We start from the raw sequence: 24,513 nt of genomic DNA on the forward strand, positions 1-24,513 counted from the left end.
GAGGAAAGGACTATACCAAGGCCATGTGAATAAGAAAGTTACATTTAAACTCACCCGATTCAGAAACGCCGGAAGAACCCAGAACTTAATCTATTGGTGCCAGGTCCCGGCCACAGCGGAGCACGAGAACTTCATCCTGAACCAGGAGTCAATCGGTACCTGAGAGAGTTTTTCCTCCCAAGTCGCACCCGATCTCTCAAAATTTTCTGTCCGCCTTTTTAGGCCGTCAATCGAGCAACAGGAGTCCGTGGGGCTCTCCGTAGCCGCTTCCGAAATGGAATAACCTGCGCCTGAACCGGACCATCAGTGCGATGATGATTAATGACGGGGTCCATCAGGTTCCCGCACATAATACATCGATACGCTTTGATCCAAAGTTCACCCATCGCCCCCTTGATGTCCAGACAGTCATCAACCACCATAAGCCCATCACATCGTACACACTTCATAACTCTCCCTCCTTTGAAAGCCTCCTGCTTCCCACTCTTCTCAACAGGTGAGTCAGTGCATCACGCGTGCCACGCACCACGTGAGATCTCGAAAAGCACCACTTAATTAGGTGTGTATGATTGCGGAAAATGAAAGGAGATCACTAGACAATCGAATGAATTTTTGGAGTCTACAATATTTTGTGATAAAAAAAAAGAGCCAACACATATTTTGTGTGTGCTGGAAACATTGACTAAAATTTAGGCACCATGCTCGTTTTTAAAAAAATTATTTTTTTGACTTATTTTTCACCACAATCCCCTTTCGCCTATGTCGGTTTAAAGAAAAATATGGTGAGATTTGGCAGGCTAGTGGATATTTTGACAGGTCCTCTTATGAAATAGGCTGTAGACCTGGCCCATCAGGGAGACCCTTTGTTTTGAATACGAGAATGTCAAAAGTACTTCCCAAGCCGGCTGGCCTAGTGAGCACATCAATCTCTTCTTGATCAAACTCTCTAAGACCCTTTGGCCCTTTATAATCCAGAATTCCAAGATTTCTCAGCCATGTTCCTTGCGGGATAGGCCCTGCTACCTCAAAACCAACTTTCTCTGCGATGAAGCAAGCAGCCGTATAATCCACGTCTGCCGTCAAGTCTTGTTGGCCCACAGCGAAAAACGGGTCATACACTTGGTGCTGGTGATGGTAGGAACGTAGAGTCCCATTTCTATGCCGATGTGAATATAAATTTGAGGCGCGATCACCATAATCGATAAAAATTACATACCCTGGATCCACAACTCTCCCTATGCTTTTGAGAAATGGTTTCAACTCCAAACAGATTTCTGCGACTTGCCCTCGCCCAAGCTGCACCCTATCGTCACTCAACCGCTCGGCTAGCTCCCTCGTTGAAAGAGTACATGGTTGCTCACAAAACTCGCCATCCTCATCCAGATCCACATACAATTCCAATACTTCTTCATGGCCCATTCCCATTACTCGATGAACGGGTAACGCATCAAGCACTTCGTTCCCGAACACAAATGTCGGTCCTGGAGTTAAACAGTCCAAATTGTTGATCGCATGCAATCCTTTTTGTTTTTGCTGGTCTCGCAACCCAGGGCTTGGGTCTAGAACTAGGTATTCATGACCGTTTTCAAGACAAGAAATAATATTGTTCCCCAACTGGCCTGTTCCTCCACCTAATTCCAAGACCCGCAGGGGAAATCCCAACGCCTTCTCGGCATACCTGATGGCTTGCGCAATGGCATATCCGAAAGCCGGAAATCTTGCATTAGTGTCAAACGGCCCATCGGGACTCCCAATTTTGGGTGCCTTCGCATAAAACCCCATAGTTTCGTCATATAAAGCCGCCGCCATAAATTCCCTGAAGGTCATTGGCCCTTGCGTTCGAATTTTGGCTTTTAAGGCCTTTCCAAGCTCCGTATCAATCCGGTTCAAGACAAGTCCAGGCTAAATTTGTTGGTTGTGTGAGTGAAAAATGGCATAGAACGAGGTAGGAGCAGATCATGAAAAATGATGCGGAGAAAATATGTCACACAAAAAAAAGGGTGCCATTGCTGGCACCCTTCCCCTGAGTATTCACACTGCAAAAAGTAAATTACTTAATAACAGTCGATTTGGCCCCGGCCGGATTCGGGTTGGTTTTGTTGAGTGGGCCTTCGACTTCAGGCAACCGACCGGCACCAGCCGACTTTTGGATCCGGCCACGATTAGGATCACTAACATCATTCATAGCAGCTTTGCTGCCAAATTCTTGAGAAGACAACAGACTCTTTTCTCCTCCAGCGTTCGTTTGACCAGGATCATTAGCCGTAGCTTGACCGGTCACTGGAGACTTTCCAGCAGCCGGATACCCCGGATGAGCTGGTAATAACCCCGGATTGGCAAAGGCCATTGATAGGGCGAAGGTGCTAGCACCCACCGTTCCAAGAAAAATTCCAATCCCTTTCATAAGACCGCTCCTTTGTTGGTTATGACTGGTTAACAATAGAAAATGGTCTGGATATGTACATAGCCCAATTTATTCAAATAGAAGAGGCGATCTTATTCAGATTGGCCGGTAGTGTCAAGCTTACCCAAACAAAATGGCAAAAATTTCGAAATGGCACCCCTTCAGGTACTTTCTTTGGTTCAATCAAGCTGGACGGCGTGGCCGATATGGAGTTCTTGGTCGTGGGGCTGGCATAAGAATAGTGACGGTCGTTCCCTTTTCTGGCTCACTAGCGATACTGATCTGACCCTGGTGCTCCTCAACGACTTTTTTCACGGTCGCCAAACCCAATCCAGTCCCTGATCGTTTTGTGGTGAAATAGGGTTCAAACACCTTATCCACAAATTCGGCCGGTATGGGCACTCCATCATTGGCGATAATTATCTGAAGTTCCGGTTTTCGAGCTCTAGTGAGCATGACTTCCACACGCAAATGCCCTCCTGGAGACATGGCTTCAATGGCATTTTTGAAAATACACAGGAATACATGCTGCATTTTCACTTCATCCCAACGGACTTGGGCCAACCGAGCAGGCACTTTTTTGAGGACCTCAATCCGATTGACGCGAATGTCCGTCGACACCAACGAAAAAGCCTTATCCAATAAATCCTGAACCCGGCACATTTTCCGATCAAGTTCCAACGGTTTGGCAAAATCCAGAATTTCATTTAAGACCGTTTCAATACGAATCATATCCCGCATGGCATTTTCCACACGGGTTTGCGAATCGAAATCAAGGTCGGCATCGGTCGTAATTTCTTCTAACTGAGCCCTGATGAACCCAATGGGTTCACGGATTTCTGTAGCCAGAAACGAGCTCACTTCATGCAGTGCGGCACGTCGCTCTTCCTTACGAACATCCCCTCCCTCGGATTGAGCAGTAATCACCTGCCCTTTAAGAGCAGGTTGCTCGGGTTGAATCGGGGCAACCTCCATGACGGAGAGATGACACGATGGGTCTTCAAATAATTCCACCAATTTAGTGGTAATGGCCTCGAGGCTTTTTGATTCGCTCCCAATTTGATCGAAATTATTGGGATTTTTTGACGCTAACGTAACAGTCCCCGCCACTCGTCCCCTGACGTAAAAAGGAACGACAATGGTCGACGCGAAGCGATCACGATAGAGCTGTTTATAGTCGTGAAAACGCCCTTGGGTTGAAGCCAAATTATTGTCACAACGAGGCTTTCGATGACGAACAGACCATCCGGAAGCCGAATCATCTAGAGAGAGAAGCTGCCCTGGGCTCACATCTTTTTTCTGAGTTCCGAATACACCCAACACTTCTAGCGTCGCGGCAAGAGGGTCATAAATGCTGACCCAGCCGCGATCAAAGGACAGCCCCCCATTGACTTCTTCCGTCAAAATGCTCCCTATCCGCTCTTGGACTTCCGCATTCGAATACGTTCGCGCCACGGGCGCAGGCCCCTCTTCCCCAGCCACACCTACTGCCAAAGGTTCATTACCCACTACTGGCTTGCTCAATATCAGTGAGGAACCAAATAGTCCCGCTTTCTTTAATTCTGTGGAAATATGTAAGACATTAGTGGACAGAGTCGTCTTTTCTCTTTTGGTTAGCGCGGAATTTTCTCTCCTGGCCAATACCAGTGTGCCATACACCCGGCCGCCAAACTTTAAGGGAAGGACCAAGGCAACCTTGCTCCCAGGAGTCACCATGCGAATTCTGAGTACGCTCTCCAACTCCCCGCCTACTCCATTACGAACGGCCAAACTTTTCAAATCCTCCATTGAAAGAGCTCGAAGAATCGCGCGGACTTCTCTAGGGGAAAACCCACGGGAAACCTGCTCGACCATTGGTCCACCATCATGAGTCATAATTGCGACCAAGACCGCCTCCATCCCGACCTCATTGACCACGGAGGTCAGAATCTTTTGAAGGGTACTTTGTTGCTTGGTCGCTAGTGTGGATTCAAGACGATTGGACATGCATGCGTTTCCTCTCAGAATATTTGCGCACAATGAATTGTCGGAAATTCCGATGGTTAAGGGGCGAAGGGCTTTTCCCAGCCCTCAAAAATTCCTGAACCTCTCCTTAACGCTAGGATGAAATATCCAAGGAGTTGTCCCGTTAATTTATATGGCGAATTTTTCGACCCGATGAAGGAGGCGTGACGATTTCTATTCGGCCTTGCTCGGAAATCCAGAGATTTAATACTCCACTAACCAGACTAATAATAATCGCGCCACCCACTGCTGGCCAAAATCCAGAGACAATAAATCCTTTCACCAGAATTGATACCAGATAAAGAATGAATCCATTAATGAGAACCATGAATAGCCCTAAGGTTACAAAAATAAATGGGGCTGAAAGTAGATAAAGCACTGGACGGATGATGGAATTGAGAAATGCAAGAATGACCACTGCGGCAATCCCTGACGCAACCCCTGTAATTTCAATGCCAGGGATTATTTGGCTTGCCAACAATACCGCAAACCCCGTGATCCCGCATCGAATTAGAAATCCCTTCATGGTTGCATCATAACGGCCCTGCGGTAGTGGCCTCAAGCGACACGACCCGCAATGGGGTCAAAATTCTTGAGGATGCCACTTCATCCCGTCTCAAGACTCGGCAATAATGGAATTGAACCACCCTCTCCACAATGAAGAGAATAGGACAGTGGTGAGCAAGAGGTATATTAAGCAACTTTCTATGCTCATCAGTATTTCCCCAACTCAGAAGCCCCACAAATCAAAGGTCAGGATGCCATACTAGAGACCAATACCTAATAGCAATTACCATTTCACCACCTCACGAGAAATGGAGTCTGTGGCGTTCGGCCCCGCTCCATCCAACGATACCGAAGAATAAGAGGGTAATCCGACGACCGCCCATCCCCGCATAGGCATTCCGTCTGGGTCGAGGCCTATTCACCCATAAAAACATTGATTGCGTGAGACCGAAAAATCTGCCTGTCAGCCGGTATCCAAAGATTTTATTCCCACACAGGAAATGGCACTAAAAAGACAAAAGCATCGGGCATGAGATACCAATGTGGGCGAGCAGAAAAATAGATTCCACAATTTGGCATTGTAATGGTGATGAGCAAAGCTTGCGGAGGAGAGATCAGCCGTATCCGTGCTGGCGAAACCACTGCACGGCTTTTTTGAGTGCTGTTTCCACCGGGGTTTGGGGAAGCGACAGTTCCTGGCGCGCCTTCGTGCAATCATAATGCATATGATACTTGGCCATCCGCACTCCTTCCAAAGGAATCCTGGGTGGACGATGGGTCACCAGATTGGCAATCCATTGATTCACATGCGCCATGGGAAGGACAAGCCTCCAAGGCAATTGAAGCCGCGGGGCAGGCACTCCCGTTAGTCGGCTGAGCATCTGACATACTTCTTTCAGTGTAAGATTTTGATTTCCCAGAATATACCGCTCACCCACCCGACCGCGCTCCATCGCCCGGATATGCCCTATGGCCACATCCTCAACATCCACCAAATTCATCCCGGTCTCAATATACGCCAACATTCGGCCACGCATAAAATCTACAATAATTTGGCCAGTTGGAGTGGGCTTGACGTCGCGCTCTCCTACTGGAGCCGTTGGATTGACAATAACCACCGGCAACCCCTCTTGAGCCATGCGGAGGACTTCCTGCTCAGCCAAAAATTTTGATCGCTTATAATCCCCTGCCAATTGGGCCAAGGAAGGAAAGAATGTTTCATTTCCAAGGCCTCCTTCATCAGGCAACCCGATCGCACCAATTGTGCTAGTGTAGACGATTCGTTGAACGCCTGATTCCCTTGCTGCATGGAATAAATTTTTGGTCCCCTCGACATTGATGGCATAAAAGATAGAAGGATCTTGATCCCACAACGCATAATGCGCCGCCACGTGATAAAGCCCTTCGCAGCCGGCAATAGCTTTCTTGAGGGACAAGGGATCCTGCAAATCTCCCTGAACAGTTTCGACGCGTAACCCTTCAAGATTTTTCAGATTACTTGTGGGCCGAATTAGTACACGGACCTCATCGCCTTTCGCAATGACTGCTCGTGTCACCGCAGCCCCAATGAAACCCGAAGACCCTGTAATGAGTACTTTCATAAAAATCCGAGCTTGCCAATGCCCTCAATAACAATACAGCATGACCTGCACCAACCAAACTGTTGTCAATGAGAAGGGGTGGAAAACTGTGTCATGTCGCGTCAAGACCGCAGCGCCAAACTAGAGAAGATCAAGACCGTCGCGCCATTATATAAGTGGCAATGTGTCGTAAGGGGTCAGCCTGTTTATCAAAAGTACTCAATCGGGCCATCGCCCGCTGGACACATTCCTCTCCCAGTTGCCTCGCGCCTTCAATCCCAAAAAATGAAGGATAGGTCCGCTTCCCTCTTCTTTCATCCGTCCCTGCATCCTTTCCCAATTCCTCCCGTGTCCCCACCATGTCCAATACATCATCGGCAATCTGAAAGGCCAGCCCAATATCCTCGGAATAGTCGCTTAAACATTGCATTTGCTGGGTCGTGGCCTCGCCGATAATGCTGCCGATCCGGACTGCGGCACGAATCAGACGCCCAGTCTTAAAGGTGTGGATTCGTTGGAGGTGAGCTAAATCAATCTCCTGATTTTCAGCCTGAATATCCATTACCTGTCCGCCCACCATTCCCTGGTGGCCAGAACCATTTGCCAGTTCCCGCACAATGGCTAACTGCTGAGCGGCCGAGAAATCCTCTGTGCCATCAACTTGACTACATAATTCAAACGCCATCGTCAACAACGCATCACCTGCCAAAATCGCCATGCCATCGCCAAATACTTTGTGATTGGTTAACCGGCCTCGCCGATAGTCATCGTCATCCATCGCCGGAAGATCATCATGAATAAGAGAGTACGTATGAACAAACTCCAAAGAAGCGGCGAACGGTAACATGGCGTCACGGTCATACCCCAACGCCTGGGCAGCGGCAATTGTCAAAATCGGACGAATGCGTTTTCCTCCACCCAGTAGGCTATACCGCATGGACTCATACAATCGTTGAGGATTGGCCGAGAGCAGAGGTACGCTCTTCTCCAAAAACTGGTCAACCCGTTGGCGCTGTTGGTCTAAATAGGCTTGAATGTTCACAAAGGAGCGAGTTGACGACGTGGAAGGATGGATGGAATCGTTGGTGACCCTATCAAATGGATTTTTGGAGTGTCAAACTGTGATCCTAAAATCCAGGGACATAGACTCAGTAAACGGGTCAAAAAGTATTCTTCATTGTTTTCATCTGAATTACTCAGTATACTTTTCTTCTATGAGTATTCGAAATCGAGCGGGAGATTGGGAGCCCCTGTTATTGGGTATCGAACCCGAATTGTGCGGCGTATGTCATGAAGGCCTGTACCGGAACCTTACCATGCTCCGTGGAGGATGGTCTCGTTGCAGCATCTGTGAACATTTCGTTCATTATAGTTGTCTGGCTAGTGGAAAGGTCTCCTATCTGAAAAGACGCCCGCGTGTGTGCAAAACGTGTGCAGACCAGCAGACTTTCCCCCAACCTGCCATGCCCACCCCTTCGGTGCCTGCCGAAGTCAAATAATGGAAGATCCAGGGATTTCAACCCCACAAGCTATGTGTTCTCCTCGACTTTCAGCATCATTTCTCCATTTTTTTCTGGCTCCCATCCTTTGTGCATTTAGTGGTTTTCATACAGCCAGCTATCTGTTCGTTGGTCTCTACACGTGGCCCCGAACCAGTCGGGTGCTTGTCCTGACCATTGGTATGCTTATTTTCTCATATGAATTCATTTATAAGAACCATTTGTCACGCCCTACTTCCACGTGGAAATATTCTTCTTTTGAATCGGTATGCTATACCTGCGCTCTTCCCTATATCATCGGTGCAGGAGCACTCTTGGTCCTCGCGGGCCTGTCAGAGTAGGGCAGCAATTCTGCCAGCACTCTTCACCTGTATTGATCTGCACTTCTAGAGAGGATACAACCATGAAAAATGTGGAATTGACTGTCAACGGAACGATGCTAACAATTACGGTAGACCTGTCGAAGGATTTTGGGCCTTCTTCATCGGGCAAAACGACGATCATTGCCTCAACCGAAGGCAATGTCTCGATACCCGATCGAGAAGAAAAAATCGGGCTGAATATTTACAAGAAAAAAACCTAGGCTTCCTCAGGAGGACCGGTTTTTAAAATCTTCTAGCAGCACCTGCCCTGTCCATGAGGCTTTGACCTTCATCACGGATTGCGGTGTGCCCTCCGCCACCACACATCCTCCTTGATCTCCACCTTCCGGCCCCAAATCAATGACCCAATCCGCGTTCTGAATCACATCCACATTATGCTCAATCACAAGGACCGTATTTCCGGCTTCCACTAACCGGTCGAGTACATCCAGCAACCGTTGAATATCCACAAAATGCAGTCCCGTCGTCGGTTCGTCCAGAATATAGAGCGTACGACCTGTGGATCGTTTCGAGAGCTCCTTGGAAAGCTTGACACGCTGGGCTTCCCCCCCTGACAAAGTAGTCGCCGATTGCCCGAGTTTAATGTAATGGAGGCCCACATCTGATAAGGTTTGCAGTCGGGTACGAAGTGGCGGAATGTTCACGAAAAACTCCAAGGCCTCAGCCACGGTCATGTTTAAGACTTCTGCAATCGTTCGGCCCCTATAAGTCACATCCAAGGTTTCGCGATTGTACCGTTGACCATTGCAAGTCTCACAGGTCACATAAATATCCGGGAGAAAATGCATTTCAATTTTTATGAGGCCATCACCCTGACAAGCTTCACATCGTCCACCTTTGACATTGAAACTGTAGCGGCCTGGCTTGTAGCCTCGCACTCGAGACTCCGGTAATTGCGCGAAAAGATCACGAATGAAACTAAAGAGGCCGGTATAAGTGGCGGGATTCGAACGAGGAGTCCGTCCAATTGGGGACTGATCAATATCAATAAGTTTATCCAGCTGCTCAAGCCCACGTATGTCCCGACACCCCTCAAACACCGGCTTCTTCTGTGAAAAACCCTGTCCCAGAGATCGGAATAACACATCTACGACCAGAGTACTTTTCCCCGACCCTGACACACCGGTAACACAGGTCAACAGGCCCAATGGAAAGTTTACAGTCACGTGCTGAAGATTGTGCTTTTTGGCACCCACGACGGTCAAAAATCCTTTGGCCTGCCGTGCACGTTGGGTCAAGGACACGCGGCGGCTCCCTTTGAGATATTGGCCGGTCAGCGAGCCTGGATGATCCATCACCACCGAGGGAGGACCATGAGCAACTAATTGTCCACCTTCCACACCGGCTCCCGGCCCTAAATCCAATATATAGTCCGCAGCGCGCATGGTCTCGGCATCATGCTCAACCACCACCACGGAATTCCCCATATCACGCAATCGTAACAATGTTTGGAGTAACCGGCGGTGATCCCGCTGATGCAATCCGATACTGGGTTCATCCAGGATATACAGCACGCCCACCAACCCCGATCCGATTTGTGTGGCTAATCGAATCCGTTGTCCCTCCCCTCCGGACAAAGTGGCGGAAGGGCGATCCAGAGTGAGGTAGCCCAATCCGACGTTGAGCAAAAACTCCAGCCTCTCCCGAATCTCTTTCAGCACCCGCTGCCCAATCATCTGTTCGCGATCGGTGAGATTTAACGCATCCATAAATGCCAAGATATTCCCCACAGACAGATGGGTCACCTCAGCAATAGACTGCCCTCCAATTTTTATGGCAAGGCTTTCCTTCCTCAGTCGACCTCCGCCACACATCGCACAGGGGGTATCAAAGGTCCATTCCTCCCATTCAGAATGACTGGAAGCTTCATACCCAATACCATCACATCCATCACACGCACCATGAGGGCTGTTAAATGAAAAAATTCTTGGGGAAATTTCTGAATAGCTGACACCACACTGAATACACGCCAGGTGTTCACTATAGACCCGGACTTGATCATCTTCTGTCAGCACTCCAACGAGTCCTTGCGCCATCTTGAGGGCCGTTTCTACCGAATCGGCCAAACGCCGAGTCACCCCGATCTCTGGCTTGACGATGAGTCGATCAACCACAATCTCAATGGAATGCTTACGTTGTTTATGTAAATTAATTGATTCCCCGAGATCCCGAATGTTTCCATCAATACGAGCCCGAACAAATCCAGCTTTGCGAGCTGCCAATAATTCCTTGCGATATTCGCCTTTACGTCCTCGCACAATGGGAGCCAATATGTGGATTTTTGTGCCAAGAGGAAGCCCGATTATGGCATCCACCATTTGTTGTACCGTTTGCGCCGCAATGGCATTTCCACAAAGATAGCAAAAGGGTTGTCCGATTCTGGCAAATAGTAGACGAAAATAATCGTAGATCTCCGTGACCGTCCCAACCGTAGACCGAGGGTTGTGACTCGTCGTCTTTTGTTCGATGGATATGGCAGGCGAAAGCCCTTCAATGGAATCCACATCGGGTTTCGTCATTTGGTCAAGGAATTGCCTGGCATAGGCGGAGAGCGATTCGACATATCGACGCTGGCCTTCGGCATAAATCGTGTCAAAGGCCAAAGATGACTTACCTGATCCGCTTAAGCCCGTAATGACCACCAACTGATCCCGAGGTATCTCCAGGTCGAGATTCTTGAGATTATGCTGGCGAGCACCCCTAATCACGATAAAGTTGTTCATGGAAGCCGAGTATATCATACGAATCCCCTTGACTGTGGCTTCTCTTTGACCAATGGAATTGACCGTTACACAAAAGGTCGGATACAATCTTGCAGGCTTCATGTATCTCTTTTGTATAGACGGAATCGTATCCTTTTTCCCCAACCTTATTTTCATTTCCCTTATTGATGAGGAATTTCATGAAGAATCTGAAAGCAGCATGTATCCTGACTGCCACTATTATTCTGACGAGTCTTTTGACTATTTCTTCACCAGGATGGGCCGCCAAATACGAACTCACTCGCAACAGCGTTGAAGAGGCGAAGGAAATAAATGCCGCAGAAATTTCACTCTATCGAGTGAAATTAGGGGACCCTGAAGCCATTGCTGTGGAGGCCCTTGTCGAAGCAAGAATTTCCGGTGTTCGGGCAGAGCAAGAGGGCACCTTTATTCTGTTGTGGGACAAAGAAAATCCAACTGGTGCAATGGCAGGAGTCCGTATCACTGATGGGAAAGTGGATCTTATATTTATAAATAATCGATTTGCCCATAAAGTCCGTGGAATCTTCCGACACATTCTCGGGGCCAAATCCACAAAAGAAATACGCGATCTGCTGGGACCAGAGGATTTTCCCAATGAAACACTGATGGGTGCCAAACTCTTGTATGAAAAGCAAGGGTTTCTCGTGAATTTCCTTGAACGGCAAGTAAATGTGGAATTCTGCCTTGGCTGCCAGGATCTATTTTCAGGTTTCTAGGAGGCCTGTTTGGAGCCTTAGTTTTATCTCACTTCGCAGCCTGTATTCAGTTATTGAGTCATTTCCCGAAAGAGGGAGTTCTCCTCCCTCTTCTATTTTCCCAACATCGTCAAGAATGCATTTCTTCCAATAGTTCGGTTTAGACTGATTCCATATATGGACGACCGGATTCTTACCACTCATCTCATAGAAGAAGAACAAAGCCTTGAAGGGACCTTGAGACCTCAACGCTTAACGGAGTATATCGGCCAGGAACGGATGAAAGAATCGCTTCGGGTTTGTATTGACGCGGCAACGGGTAGAGGAGAAGCCTTGGACCATGCCATTTTTTATGGACCTCCTGGGTTAGGAAAAACCACCATCGCTCATATTATCGCCAAAGAAATGGGGGGAACGATTCGCTCTACCTCAGGACTGGTACTCACCCACGCGGGCGACCTAGCCGCCATTTTGGCAAATCTTCAGCCACGGGATGTTCTATTTATCGATGAAATTCACCGATTGCCTGCAGCGGCTGAAGAGGTATTGTATCCTGCCATGGAGGATTACCAAATTGATTTGGTGATTGGACAGGGCCCCTCCCTGCGCACCATGAAATTAGAACTCCCACCTTTTACCCTCATTGGAGCCACGACACGTGCGGGCTCCCTCACCTCTCCTCTGAGAGAGCGCTTTGGGCTTGTTTATCGATTGGATTATTATCTGCCTGAAGACTTGCAGGTCATCATTGCCCGCTCCGCTAGACTACTCGGAATCCACATTGAGGATGAAGGGGCGGGAGAAATTGCCAGCCGGGCTCGTGGGACTCCCCGTATTGCTAATCGATTAATCAAACGTGTGCGTGACTTTGCAGAAGTCAAGGCCCAAGGACGGATCACGAGATCTGTCGCACAGGAAGCCTTACAATGGTTAGGAGTCGATCAGGCAGGTTTTGATGAAATGGACCGCAAAATACTCTTGACTATTATCAGAAAATTTAAGGGAGGACCGGTTGGCATCGACGCATTGGCCGCAGCGGTCCAAGAAGAAAAATCCACATTAGAAGATGTATACGAACCTTTTCTGCTTCAATCTGGATATCTGGATCGAACGGCCCGAGGGCGACAAATCACCTCAAAAGGTTTGGAACATTTTGGAGAAAATCCGAATCTCTTTTCGATTGGGATCTGACCCGATCTTCCCTCCTACATTGAATTTATCCACCAATCACTTTTTCTCTCTCACTTTTATTTAAAAACGCTTTCGACCCCTTCCCCTCGTTTGCTGTATTGACGGTATCTGAAAAATAATCGGTATAGTAGGAGAAACTGACAAACATGTCATGTGTCAGTTGAATAGAATATGTTTATCTAATCCAATAAAACAGCAGTGAGAGGATATCCAAATGAATTTACGCGTCTTATCATCCTTTCATTCTTTTCACAGGAAAATCTCAGCATCATTGAAGTATTTAATTCTGGGTTCCGGTGTTTTTTTTGCCTTTTTCTATTCCTTGAGTCTGATAACCTCAGCCTCGGCTGATGAACTAATTATCGAGTTTGGGGATTCCTGGGTGGAAGACGGCTACATTTTCCATGTTGATATTCAATTACCACCCTACAATAATTATTGCACAACATCTGGGAGGGGTTTCATTGGCTTTAACGTGTATTATGAAGACACGAGAAGCCTGGATGGAGAGTGGGCCTTTGGTATCGCTCCGTGGCCTGAGGGGTTTGCGTCTGAATCCAAAGTGGGGTCCCACATGACTGCGGTCGCTCCTCAAGTATATTGCACCAGTTTTTCCCCCTGCACAATTCAGAATGTTCAAATTGTAAAGGCCTGGTGCCCACCGGTAGAAGGAGAAAGTTTTTATGCCCAATAAATACGCACTCTCCTGTGCCTTCTCAGAAACACCCACCTAATTCTTAGACTTCATGAACATTTTGAATAAATATAGTATAGAGGAAATTTTCTATTCCTCACCCTGGAGCTGGGACAATAGATACCTCCATCCATTTAAAAGAAAATTAAAAAAAACCCGGTGCCAGGCAAGACTATTTTTCAGGGGCTACTGGCAGATCCCCAGGATCCAGGATGGCTTTCACGTCCCGCAATTCCCTTTTCGCACGATCGACATAAAATTGGTTGGCTAGGCCTTGGTAGGTTTCAATAATCCGTCGATAAGTGCCCAGGGCTTTGTTGTACTGTTGGTTTTCCGAAAAATAACGGGCCAATGCTAACCAATTTTCCGCAGCTGTTTCTTTGGCCGTTTTAATAATTTTCCATTCCTGCGTTTTCTCACCCTGCCTCATCTGGCCTACACGACGGAGCAAGCGCTCTTCACTTCTGAGCGCAAGTACCTCAATCTGTTCATTTTCAAACATGGCTTGCTCAACCCGATGTGATTGTAAATGACCATAGAACATTTCCACATGGCCTTTAATGATATCCGACTGCTGCTGATACCTATCTCCTGCGCATGCGGCTAGAGTGCCTACCATGAGTAGACCACAGACCATTTTCAAGCAGACACACTCCTCCATGCGAAAAGCAGAATAGAAAATATGGTTAATCATGTTCCCCTCGCAAATACCCTAATGGTTGGCCTATTGTTTAAACGCTCCACAAACATCCTCGCCAAGAACTCATCCGTGACAATCAGTAAATTCTCATTTTGGGCCAAGCCCACAAGCCTTTCAAGACTTTGCAGGATACAAACATTGCCTGATGATTGACATGATTATTGATGGCTAGGACCCTGGACCGATCGGCCAATTGTTCCTGGACAACCCCATGACAGATGCAACTCCCGCTCCTGCCCTTGAAGAGAAACCAGACAAAACAATCCCTAACGACTCAGGTGTACTCAGGTGATTCCTTTAATACAGCTCAAATACACGGACCTCATCGTCAAGATTTATACGGACCAAGCAGGCACATATCAACGCAGCAATACCACCACTCACAGAAATCTCCTTTTTGTATCAGCCTTGTTATACACTTTTGTTACGAGTCTTGAGACCAGCGCCTTCCGCAAGATTGCCAAGTCATAAAAACGCGTATTGATATTGAATCCGGCATCTGTGGGTGTTTTTCTGCTCGCCCGCCTTACAATTTCTGGCATAGCCGGATACCACATGCCCTGCGCCAAGCTGATTCACTTCGCACGGGTACAGGCTGTGGCCATAGACAAAATTTCAAATTTCCCTAATCCTCTTACCCGGTGATTTTCGAACCTAATCATCGACTCGACCTGTTGCATCTCCAGCTATTTCCGGCTTGCTCCCAAAGTGCCCTTCACGTAGACTGCCCTCGTTTGACTTCCCATACACGACTAGAAACATGCTTCACACATTCTTCCTGGCGTTCACAGCAGTTCGACTCCTACATTATCGTTTGTTGACGGCCTTTCTTTCCATAGGGGTTCTCTGGGGATCTTCCTGTTTGGCAATCGGAGAGACCCACCTGCCTCCCGACGAAGTTGATGAGCATATCGCCCATATCGCCAGCTTGGCCAAACCATCCCCACAAGTTACCATTCCCGAAGGAGTATTTTTGATGGGGACCAATCGTCGAGACGATCTTCGGCATAGCCTTGAAATGCATTATGACGACACGGAATTCCCTCAACGTCACATCTGGGTGGATAGATTTCTCATGGATCGCTATGAAGTCACCTTAAGCGAATATCTGGCATTTCTGCTCACGACCAACAGGCCGGTCTCTCAGGAATTACGGGGACTCATTTGGCATCTCATTAGTGTGCATTTCATTCCTGACCAGGCACTCGCTTCCTGGCCGGCCCTCTACATCACATGGGAGGAAGCCAATGCATTTTGCGAACATCATTACAAGAGACTGCCGTCCGAAGCTGAATGGGAGAAAGCGGCAAGAGGGGAATCTGCCCGCATCTTTCCGTGGGGGGAAATGGACCCGACAGCGGACTTAGCCGTATTCGGACAATACCACGTCCATGAAATTCCTCTGGTTGCAACGGTGGATAGCTTCGAGGATGGCCAAAGTATTTATAAAATATTGCATTTGGCTGGTAATATCGCGGAATGGGTTAATGATTGGCTGGGACCAGATTATTACCCCATCATGCCAGCAAGGAATCCGCCTGGTCCCAAATCAGGGCGTTATAAGGTTGTACGGGGCGGATCATGGAAGAGTCGGCCGGTCATGTTGCGGTCAGCGACTCGTGGGGGGGCCATTCCAGGGGAACGTTCCGCGAACATCGGCTTTCGCTGTGCTCAATCCTCCCCCTAATACAGCTAATCTCTCATTAACTTATCCGGAACCTGTCTTTATCCCAGCGTTTCAACAGGACCAGGGCAGGGAGGCTAAAGCCTCTCTGCCCTGGTCAGATGCATTGAGCAATTAATGTGTAGGAGTATGAGTCACGGTAAGATTGAAATGCGCGTCTGAATATCCCCGAACTTTAACATGGACCGCAGTCCCATTGGTGGGCACATCAAGGACACACTTTTCTTCCGCACCCGAGAGATAAGGACGGCAATCATAGGCAGTCGTTGTGGGATCCTGGTTGAACCGAATATAGAGATCGGGATCACCGGGATTTGCTTCTCCATGCATAACCACTTCCACTAATGTTCCCGTAACCACCATAAAGGGGCCATAGGTTTTCTCTGCATTCTTGGCCACACCTTGTCCGACAAACGTTTCCGTTTTGGGTCCGCAGGCTATCGGTCCCGGCGGTTCGACGGGTCCCTGACAAATTGCGGTATCAATGGTGAATCCCTGCGCAGGGCCATACAAACACGCTGCCCCATTTTTATCGATGTTGGTCAGGGTCAGGGTCCAATCCCCTTTACCGTTGCATTGCGGATAATGCATAACCGAGAAGGCATCGTAACTGGTTAACGGCCGCCAATTACTATCTTCGAAACAGGTACCCGAATCCGGGCGGTTATGCTCATGCCGGAATCCAATCGTATGACCTAATTCATGTCGCAATATCCCTTGTAGCGACAGCTTGCCATTTGGATCCAGTTGAAAAGAACTGTTATCCACCAAGACATTTCGTGAGGACCGTTGTTCATTCGGGAAAAAGGCTCGAGCCAGATATTGTCCATTCACGTTGACCGGGCGTACATCAAAAACCACATTCGGGTTAGACGCCGTGCATGAATCATCCTCTCCTCCCACATAAATGAAATCAACAGCAGCCACGGCCTCCCATGCATTCCCGGCCGCCTCCATGTCGGACTTCATTTTTTCATAATTCGCGCCAAATGTTTTACTAACGCAGTAGGTCAGTTGCCTTTTTTCTATAGAATTCCACACTGCGTCCTGACCATTGACTTGATGAACGGTTAATTTCGTTCGAACTCCCTCGCGAGAGTTGATCGACTTCTTTATTCGAGTTTCAAAAAATTCCTGTAGAAGTTTTTCATTGAGAATAGGGGTATCACCGTTCACAATATATTTTCCACCTTCAAATGGTTCCTTGTACGTTTGGGCTTTAAACTCCTCAAAGGTTTTATTTTTCCACTCGTCTCGTTTCTGTTCTGCGTTATCCGACAAAATTTGCTTGCCCTGGTCCGGGGAATTTTTGGGCCCACTGTCAACAGCTGGTGGTGGAGTTGTATGAAGTTGGGAACAGGCAGTCAATCCGATGACTATTCCTATCACCGTCAATGTCTGCTTGAGAAAAAGTCGACAATTTTTCATAATTCCACTCCTTTGAAAGTAATGATGAACCTCCCTGCTGATCAACCAGAGAACCAGGGGAACCAATAGATGCCGTCTACCCCAAAAAGATTCGTGGAGAATAGAAGTTGATCATGGAGGACAGGGCTCAACTTTTACGTTGATCAAATCCACTCCCTCGCCGAGTTGTTGAATCTGCTCAATTATTGAATGAGCCGATTCCACATCAGAAAATTCCGCGCAGAGCCTCGTCTCCCCTTCTATTCCAATGCGTTGCTCAACCAATCGCCGGACCTCCCCGCGTTCCTGGGCAGACTTGAGAAGGGTTCGAGAGTCGGCCAGCACCTCGTTGGCCTGATCAGGTACCCCTTTCCCACGCGAAAGAGCATAAACCGCAATACTTTGAGGAGCAGGAGCGAGGGTTTCCGGAGGCTTGGCCTCTGCACACCCCTTGCTGGCCCCCATCATCATGACCCCCATTACCAACAAGGTCAGGCCAAGTCGAAGAGACCCAATTAACCCGGTTTGCCTAAAAAGAAACAGTCGAGCATCTTCCAATGGTGTGTATGTCATAAGGTATTCCTTTCATAAAGCAAGACCTATTCCCATGATAATGCAGTATGACATACATGGGGGGGTTAAGAAAAAACCTAGGGAATATCCAGCTCGTATTCTTCTTTCTCGATCTGTCACCTTATCCTTGGCTATTCATACATTCTCTTTTTCGATACACATTGTATCTAAATGGATAAAATCCTTAGTAACAAATTCATTCGGGGAGGATATCCCTTTGGAGCATTGGCTCTCAAAATTTCCCTAAGCCTCATGACCAATTAAATAAATATCGCCCTAATCTATTTTATTTGAACTGGCATGGACCACTAACCCGGAAGGAGGCAAGCCCGTCGGAGTGAAAGGGTTCTGGAGAAATTTCCTATTTCTAAGAACTAAAAGAAGGAGCAGGAGTACGAGTCACCAAAAGGTGCAACCTCACCTGATGACTATCACAGGGTTCAGAGCCCACATCGGATTGCTGCGTGACAACAATCGCTGCAGGGAGCAGCTCCCAATGACGTAAATCCGGACGTACGGTATTCTGAAACACTGTGGGAGCAACTTGCATTAACTGCGTGCCGCCCAGAATGGACAAGGCACACAAATCATCACTGCCTCTTCCTCCAAGCGACGCTGCCCCCGCACATCCACCAACAGCTACCCCGACCCCAAGAGAAAAAGGCACTAATCCATAAACCACGCCGACAGGTAAACGAATCCAACTCTGAATGTTTAAAAGAGGGTGGTAAGCATGATCATGCCTGTGCGCGATTTTTGCAAACCAACTTTCCGTTGAAAGACGTAGGCCCGTTTCAGAAACACACAACTCCTGAAAAGGGGGCTTGGGATGAATCACAAAGTATCCATTTGGGGCACCAAACAATTTGAAATCCCAATCGACCTCAGGAAAGCGACCAATCCCATAGACCTCCCACCGGGGAGTAGGACGAACACCCTGATCCAGCCTGATCACCTGCTTTTGGGCAAACGATTGAAGAGCATGAGGCACATGCAGAAGAAAAGAACTGGTGGGCTCCGCCAGCCTGAACCAATCGGTTCTGGCATCTCCTGGTTCACCAAGGACTTCCCAAAGCACGGCAGAAAGCACAAGATTGACAGGGTCTTCACCAAAATTATACAACGGGGCGAACAGTTCATGGTCCAACCGCCGTAATTCCACTTTTGCATCCTCGACATGTCCGGTCCTCAGATAACTCGCGGCAAGCAAAACGCTTAAATATGCCCGCTCATACGATTCCAACACATAATCCGTAAGCACCCCATCAGATAAAAAGACCCCGGCCATTTCACGCGAGAAGGAAAAAGTTTTATCGCGAAATCCGGATTGGGCTTCTTCCGTATATTCAATGACCGCGGCATCGCATTTTTGGGAAAAGGCCAGGCTTAAGAGATTCAACACCTTAATCCGATTGGACCAATCAACGTTGGAACGAAGAATCCCACATTCATCCTTAAATGTTGGTTGCACCTCTCGCATCTGACAACCCAAAATAAACAGAGAGAAAGCCACTCCCACCCATCTCCACACACACATTACCCGGCGCGTCCGCGAAGAGAGAATTACCCTTTCCGGTTCTAGGCTACTGCGAGTGTCTTTCATACTTCCGGTGTTAAGGCAGGGGTCATTCAATCTGGTCTTCATCCAGTGGAAGGAATATATCAGATACAAATGAGGATGTCGGTTATGAATTGAGTATTCGCCAGTGCCGAAGTTTGAAGCATCGCGATCCAACAGCTAAAAGGTGAGAGGAAGGCTATGCGGTTTTGGGGCATTGCTCATTCTTACCGGCAATACCATTTCTGAAGGGACGGTGAATTCATAAACACTGCGGTTGTCTTTTTTCCGGACAGGAAAAATTTGGCCAAGAGTTCCGGAAACTTTTCCCACACCTCACTAGCGTAGATACCAGGAATAGACTGTCTTCTAGATTGTGATGCATTGCCTTTAGAATTCCATTTTAGAACCATCGAAAAAAAGGGACATTGGCTGCCTCATCCCACTCCCCAAAATGCCCGTGAACTGGCGGAAGAAAAAATGAGTCGTCCGACCCCAGCAACGAGGATCATGTCAGACAAGCTCACACGGTATGTGCCGGCTATTAAAGGTCAAGAGAACAAAAAGAAGTCTACTACCCTTTCAAAACAAGACTATAAAGTATATGCCAGAAAGGGGTGGGTTGGTATGAAGGGAGGATTATGGCTTTCCCCATAACTCTTCCAAACGCTGCGAACGTCCACAATTCCATTTATAAAATTTGTACCGGACGGGATTCCTTTTATAAAAATCCTGATGATAGTCTTCGGCAGAGAAGAAGACCGAAAACGGAATAATCTCGGTCACGATTGGTTGCGGAAATGATTTGGAACTCTCCACTGCCAGCTTGGATTCCTCGATTAACATTTGTTGCTTTTCGTCATGGTAGAAGATCGCGGTTCGATATTGATTGCCATGATCACAGAACTGGGCATTCGGCGTCGTAGGGTCAACATTATGCCAAAACACCTCCAACAGACGTTGATACGTAACCTTGGTGGGATCGTAGGTCACTTCAACGGCTTCAGCATGCCCAGTTCCTCCGGCCGACACTTGCTCATATGTTGGATTGGACAGGTGTCCTCCCGTATACCCGGAGACTACAGATACCACCCCATCAACTTTTTCATACACCTCTTCCATGCACCAGAAGCAGCCTCCGGCAAATATGGCTTTACCATATTGAGTCTTTTCTGTTGCAAGACTCTCTTGAGACAAGGCCGTCATTCCCCCTATCAACAGTGCCGCCAACCCTATATTGAATAAAAAATACTGAATTCGTTTCATCAAATACCTCCATTTTATCACCCATTCGTTTAAGAACCCACGGGCTTTGAGGAGTTAAAAATATATATCTTCCCATCAAAATGAGCATACTCGTTAGTCTCAAGAACCTGAATATCATTACGGGAACCGATCCTTTCGGAATTACGAGGCTTTTCATAATCCCAAACTTCTCGCCAAACTCCCACACTTGATGAGATGAAAAGTAGCAAAAATATGTATTCACTACTTCCCCCATCCATTTTTGGGGTCATAACGTTTTGAACATGCAGCGGTCGTTCACGCATTAAAATACCTTTAGGCTAACCACATCTCTGATGCCAATTCCTCTCCTGTATTTCTAATCTATCGAATTCTCGTCACAACGACACCAAGAAATTGACCCTATCGAATGGTCTGCCCGTTAGGATTATACAAATCCATTAGTTTTTAAAGAGCCGGCTGCGCAGATTGTCCAATGACAAAAAAATGAATGGCCATAGTCGTCATTATATCGTTTTGGGCATCCTTTGTGACTTTTGGATACAGATTTTCGATTATTTCAGGATTTGCAAAGGCGGGATAGGCGCCTGATTCAGCGATTTTTTGGGGTGTCCGTTACCTGCCTCCAATTTATATCGTTTCTGTATCACCACAATTCCTTTGTGGTTATAAAAGCACAGAGAACCTGTGTCTGGAATCCCGCAGATTCACTCAGGTTTCCCGCACATGGGAAAATTTTTCCAACTCCAGAATTGTTGCAATCTGAAATAATAGCAATGAGATCAACTCTTTAATTTTTTTCTGACAAATATCAACAATTTTGGAGGAAATTTCTGCCCATTTTGCCCTACGGCATCTGGGTTGCTTACCGATAAAGAGAGGAGAAAAAAACATAAAGAAGGGGGCAGGTGATGGTGCGGACTGTTCTCTGGTTGGTTTTGGGAAGCCTACTTCTCCCATTTGCAAGCGGCTCGGCCTTTTCTGCGGATACGATCCCGCACATTGATCGGCTAGGGCTGCGAACCGACGCACATTCTAAAGCATGTGGTTCTCCAAACTATTCCTCCTTAGGACGTTCCTCGCCGTTCTTCTCCCCGAGCACGCCCTGTACTGTATCGAAGGAGGAATATGCTCTCACTCGTTTCAACTTTAACCAAAAACGTGAACCGTTCAATCTTCAGAACGCTCGAGATATGCCCTCGCTGGTGAGCCAGGGTGGTAGCAGTTTGTATGAAGCTTCAAATGACATTCCTCTTTTTCATGAAGCCCTGTCCGCTGGAGTCCAGATGGTGTATCGGGATCCCTCTGTCACGGATAATTCCGCAACGCCGTTGACCAACCGCATGGGAGCTCAAATCGTCCTTAAAGGGACCACAGCCAGTATGAAGTATCAGGCTCATTATGGCTTCTCCGGGCAAGAAACCGGGAACAATTCATTTACGACACCCAATGATCGGGTAGGAGGAAAACTGGCATGGGAATGGAATCTTCCGTTCGTCACTCCCCAAATTGAGCTCAGCCGATTCACTAGTAATGTGGAGGGAGATCTGTCTCGTTCTCAAACCGTCGCTAACCAACAAAAATTTTCTTTGCTCTTGTCCGCTCCCAATTGGCCCAGCCTATCCCTTGGGTATGCCAGGCAGCAGAAAGACATTTTCACTCGTCCTGAGGGGCCTCTCTCCAATGCCATTAACACGGAAACCGTTTCCGCGAACATGTCGTTTCTCCACGGGGCGGGGAAGGGGGATTGGTCCTCTTATTATAAAACGTCTCAAAGTGAATATGGAGAGAATGGGTCAGAGGAGGAATTTGGATCAAAATTGGGTGGCACCTTGAATCTCTTAGAACCGGTAGATCTCACGCCCCAGTGGGGGTTTACCCGGCGAGTTAAATCCCGAGAGACTATGGTAAACGATCGCTTCTTTGCCAGGCTTGGCTCAAATTTCCGAGTTTCCCCAACTTCGACGTTTAATCCCGGAGTTGAATTCGCCAGGGACCTGAATCGATTTGATGCGCTTCGTACTGACACGCTTGCGGCTAAACTCGGGTACGCCTATCTTGCTATGGATGATTCCCTGCACGTTTCGATTCTTGGACAATATATTCTCAAACAACGCTCTAATACCTCCGCCGATCCTCAAATCTACGACGTCTCCCTGTTATTCAAAAAAGACGTGCGTGACTACTTGCATCTGAACCATCGCCAGCAAACCCTCAGCCTCAAAATCGCACACAACCAGCCAATGAACGCCTCTTCTTCTCAAACACAATCCAACCAGACATCTGCCATGTTGCTCGTGAGCATCATTCCCTGAGTACATAGAGTCTCCCCTTTTCCTCACAAACAAATTTCCCCATGACTTTCCAGGGGTGTAGGCACAACGTATTTTACACCCAACCCAGAATCAAAAAATGGAGTGTTCAAAATGGTACGTCCTACAGGACTACTCCTGATTGAACAAGCTGAGAATACTGAGGAGGAGGTGAGCAGATCTAGGTGACCAGAACACTTTTTTCCGAAATTTAAGACTTCTCTAAAAGAATACCTCATTCAAGAAGGGGAGAGCAGGCAAAGGAAAAATGGGGTATACCCAGAGCACAACGACCCCGTACTCCAGGTTAGAATGTCGGCATGGCATGTGCAGAAAGCAGGTCCTGCCGTTAGCCATACGAATCTTCCAACAGGGAAGGTCAGCACTAGTTATATGAACCATTCCTGAATATACCGAACTCACTGCTAAATACGCTTGCGTAATAATTCTGTCCTTTCTCCTTATAAATTGAGAGGAGCCTGTCCTGCCAATAAGTATCAAGACGGTGGGGAGAGCTCTTGGTTCGACTTTATGGGCCCAGGGAAAGAAGCATTTCTTGTTGCATATATTTCGGTACGGGTTGAATGCTCATAGGAGGATACGCGGTCGGAGGAATGATTTTCATCCCGCGCTCACTACTTCCCGCCGGAGTTATCGGCATGTTTCGACTACTGGCTGGGGAAATTGGCATGGAAGCTCCGGGTGCAGGTGGACGAATCTCCATAGGAACATTCCTTATGGCGAACACCTGTCCACCGGACCTTTTTTTTCCATGATATTGCCGTTCAGATCTGGACACATTTTTATTCATCTGATTTTCACGCTCCTTATCTAACCTATGGCCTGCTAACTCGTTTTTTGGGACTGCACTGGCCTTTTGCCCGGAAGGTTCCCGTCCCCGGCCTTTCCCCTTCTTATCTGATAGGAATACTTCTGGTGAAACCTTAGCCATCACATGGAGTGTGGTGATTTTTCCAGCCGCATTCAATGTAAAGGCATAGTCCCACTGAACCAGGATCTTCGAGAGTGCCCTATGCAAAGGTTCATTCTGTAACCTCACCGAAATGACTTTCTCCAATTCTGCATCCGGTGCCACATAGTCAAGGCCCAATTGTTCTTGCAACTGACCAAGGACTGTGCGCAGAGATACCTGGTGCAACTGACCAGTCAATCGTCCGGAATCGACATGAAGCGGAATCTGTCGATTAGAGGCCAACGCCATATCCGGCAGGCCGCATAGACTGATGCCCAGGAGCACCCCGCCACACACCATGAAGAAGAGGCGTCCGTTCCCTAGCTGTCGTTGAATCTGACATCTCATCGTTCACCCCTG

Annotated in this window: 19 protein-coding genes; 5 read left to right on the top strand and 14 right to left on the bottom strand. The window is 47.7% G+C overall.

The window, feature by feature from the left end:
- Positions 1-218: 218 nt before the first annotated feature.
- The 7 genes from LX98_RS18440 to LX98_RS18470 all read right to left on the bottom strand — a co-directional run bounded on the left by LX98_RS18440 (position 219) and on the right by LX98_RS18470 (position 7,537).
- Positions 219-449, bottom strand: a complete 231-nt coding sequence (locus tag LX98_RS18440; protein ID WP_312645826.1) for a hypothetical protein — start codon at positions 447-449, stop codon at positions 219-221.
- A gap of 373 nt (positions 450-822) precedes the next feature.
- Positions 823-1,890, bottom strand: a complete 1,068-nt coding sequence (locus tag LX98_RS18445) for an SAM-dependent methyltransferase (protein WP_496430245.1) — start codon at positions 1,888-1,890, stop codon at positions 823-825.
- A 160-nt stretch (positions 1,891-2,050) separates the two neighbouring features.
- Positions 2,051-2,404 carry a hypothetical protein gene (locus tag LX98_RS18450; RefSeq protein WP_312645824.1) on the bottom strand — a complete coding sequence of 118 codons (354 nt, stop codon included), beginning with the start codon at positions 2,402-2,404 and terminating at the stop codon, positions 2,051-2,053.
- Positions 2,405-2,587: 183 nt separating this feature from the next.
- Positions 2,588-4,390, bottom strand: a complete 1,803-nt coding sequence (locus LX98_RS18455) for an ATP-binding protein (RefSeq protein ID WP_496430246.1) — start codon at positions 4,388-4,390, stop codon at positions 2,588-2,590.
- Between the two features lie 142 nt (positions 4,391-4,532).
- Positions 4,533-4,934, bottom strand: a complete 402-nt coding sequence (locus LX98_RS18460; protein ID WP_496430247.1) for a phage holin family protein — start codon at positions 4,932-4,934, stop codon at positions 4,533-4,535.
- 595 nt (positions 4,935-5,529) lie between these two features.
- Positions 5,530-6,516, bottom strand: a complete 987-nt coding sequence (hpnA, locus tag LX98_RS18465; RefSeq protein WP_496430248.1) for a hopanoid-associated sugar epimerase — start codon at positions 6,514-6,516, stop codon at positions 5,530-5,532.
- A 130-nt stretch (positions 6,517-6,646) separates the two neighbouring features.
- Positions 6,647-7,537, bottom strand: coding sequence for a farnesyl diphosphate synthase (locus tag LX98_RS18470; protein ID WP_496430249.1), 891 nt, complete (start codon positions 7,535-7,537; stop codon positions 6,647-6,649).
- An 860-nt stretch (positions 7,538-8,397) separates the two neighbouring features.
- Between LX98_RS18470 and LX98_RS18475 the strand changes: the two genes are divergently transcribed.
- A complete protein-coding gene (locus LX98_RS18475) occupies positions 8,398-8,577 on the top strand; it encodes a hypothetical protein (protein WP_496430250.1) in 180 nt (59 codons plus the stop codon).
- A 6-nt stretch (positions 8,578-8,583) separates the two neighbouring features.
- Here LX98_RS18475 and uvrA read toward each other — a convergent pair whose 3' ends face one another.
- Entirely contained in the window at positions 8,584-11,118 is a 2,535-nt protein-coding gene (uvrA, locus tag LX98_RS18480; protein ID WP_496430251.1) for an excinuclease ABC subunit UvrA, read from the bottom strand.
- A gap of 161 nt (positions 11,119-11,279) precedes the next feature.
- Between uvrA and LX98_RS18485 the strand changes: the two genes are divergently transcribed.
- The gene (locus LX98_RS18485) at positions 11,280-11,837 is read left to right on the top strand and encodes a hypothetical protein (RefSeq protein ID WP_496430252.1); all 558 of its coding nucleotides are present in this window, start codon (positions 11,280-11,282) and stop codon (positions 11,835-11,837) included.
- Positions 11,838-11,993: 156 nt separating this feature from the next.
- Positions 11,994-13,007, top strand: a complete 1,014-nt coding sequence (gene ruvB / locus LX98_RS18490) for a Holliday junction branch migration DNA helicase RuvB (protein WP_496430253.1) — start codon at positions 11,994-11,996, stop codon at positions 13,005-13,007.
- Positions 13,008-13,873: 866 nt separating this feature from the next.
- Here the strand turns inward: ruvB and LX98_RS18495 are convergent.
- Entirely contained in the window at positions 13,874-14,344 is a 471-nt protein-coding gene (locus tag LX98_RS18495) for a hypothetical protein (RefSeq protein WP_496430254.1), read from the bottom strand.
- A gap of 817 nt (positions 14,345-15,161) precedes the next feature.
- On the opposite strand from LX98_RS18495, the gene LX98_RS18500 reads away from it, so the two are divergent.
- The gene (locus LX98_RS18500; RefSeq protein WP_496430255.1) at positions 15,162-16,088 is read left to right on the top strand and encodes an SUMF1/EgtB/PvdO family nonheme iron enzyme; all 927 of its coding nucleotides are present in this window, start codon (positions 15,162-15,164) and stop codon (positions 16,086-16,088) included.
- Between the two features lie 111 nt (positions 16,089-16,199).
- Here LX98_RS18500 and LX98_RS18505 read toward each other — a convergent pair whose 3' ends face one another.
- From LX98_RS18505 to msrA, 4 genes are all read right to left on the bottom strand, one after another.
- Positions 16,200-17,513, bottom strand: a complete 1,314-nt coding sequence (locus LX98_RS18505; RefSeq protein WP_496430256.1) for a matrixin family metalloprotease — start codon at positions 17,511-17,513, stop codon at positions 16,200-16,202.
- A gap of 111 nt (positions 17,514-17,624) precedes the next feature.
- Positions 17,625-18,065 (bottom strand): hypothetical protein, encoded by a 441-nt coding sequence (locus LX98_RS18510; RefSeq protein WP_496430257.1) that lies wholly within the window; start codon positions 18,063-18,065, stop codon positions 17,625-17,627.
- 367 nt (positions 18,066-18,432) lie between these two features.
- Entirely contained in the window at positions 18,433-19,578 is a 1,146-nt protein-coding gene (locus LX98_RS18515) for a COG3014 family protein (RefSeq protein ID WP_496430258.1), read from the bottom strand.
- A 684-nt stretch (positions 19,579-20,262) separates the two neighbouring features.
- Entirely contained in the window at positions 20,263-20,889 is a 627-nt protein-coding gene (gene msrA / locus LX98_RS18520; protein WP_496430259.1) for a peptide-methionine (S)-S-oxide reductase MsrA, read from the bottom strand.
- 890 nt (positions 20,890-21,779) lie between these two features.
- On the opposite strand from msrA, the gene LX98_RS18525 reads away from it, so the two are divergent.
- Positions 21,780-23,183 (top strand): hypothetical protein, encoded by a 1,404-nt coding sequence (locus LX98_RS18525; RefSeq protein WP_496430260.1) that lies wholly within the window; start codon positions 21,780-21,782, stop codon positions 23,181-23,183.
- A 526-nt stretch (positions 23,184-23,709) separates the two neighbouring features.
- Here LX98_RS18525 and LX98_RS18530 read toward each other — a convergent pair.
- A complete protein-coding gene (locus tag LX98_RS18530; protein ID WP_496430261.1) occupies positions 23,710-24,501 on the bottom strand; it encodes a hypothetical protein in 792 nt (263 codons plus the stop codon).
- Positions 24,502-24,513 lie beyond the last annotated feature (12 nt).

This window comes from Nitrospira marina, assembly GCF_059568365.1.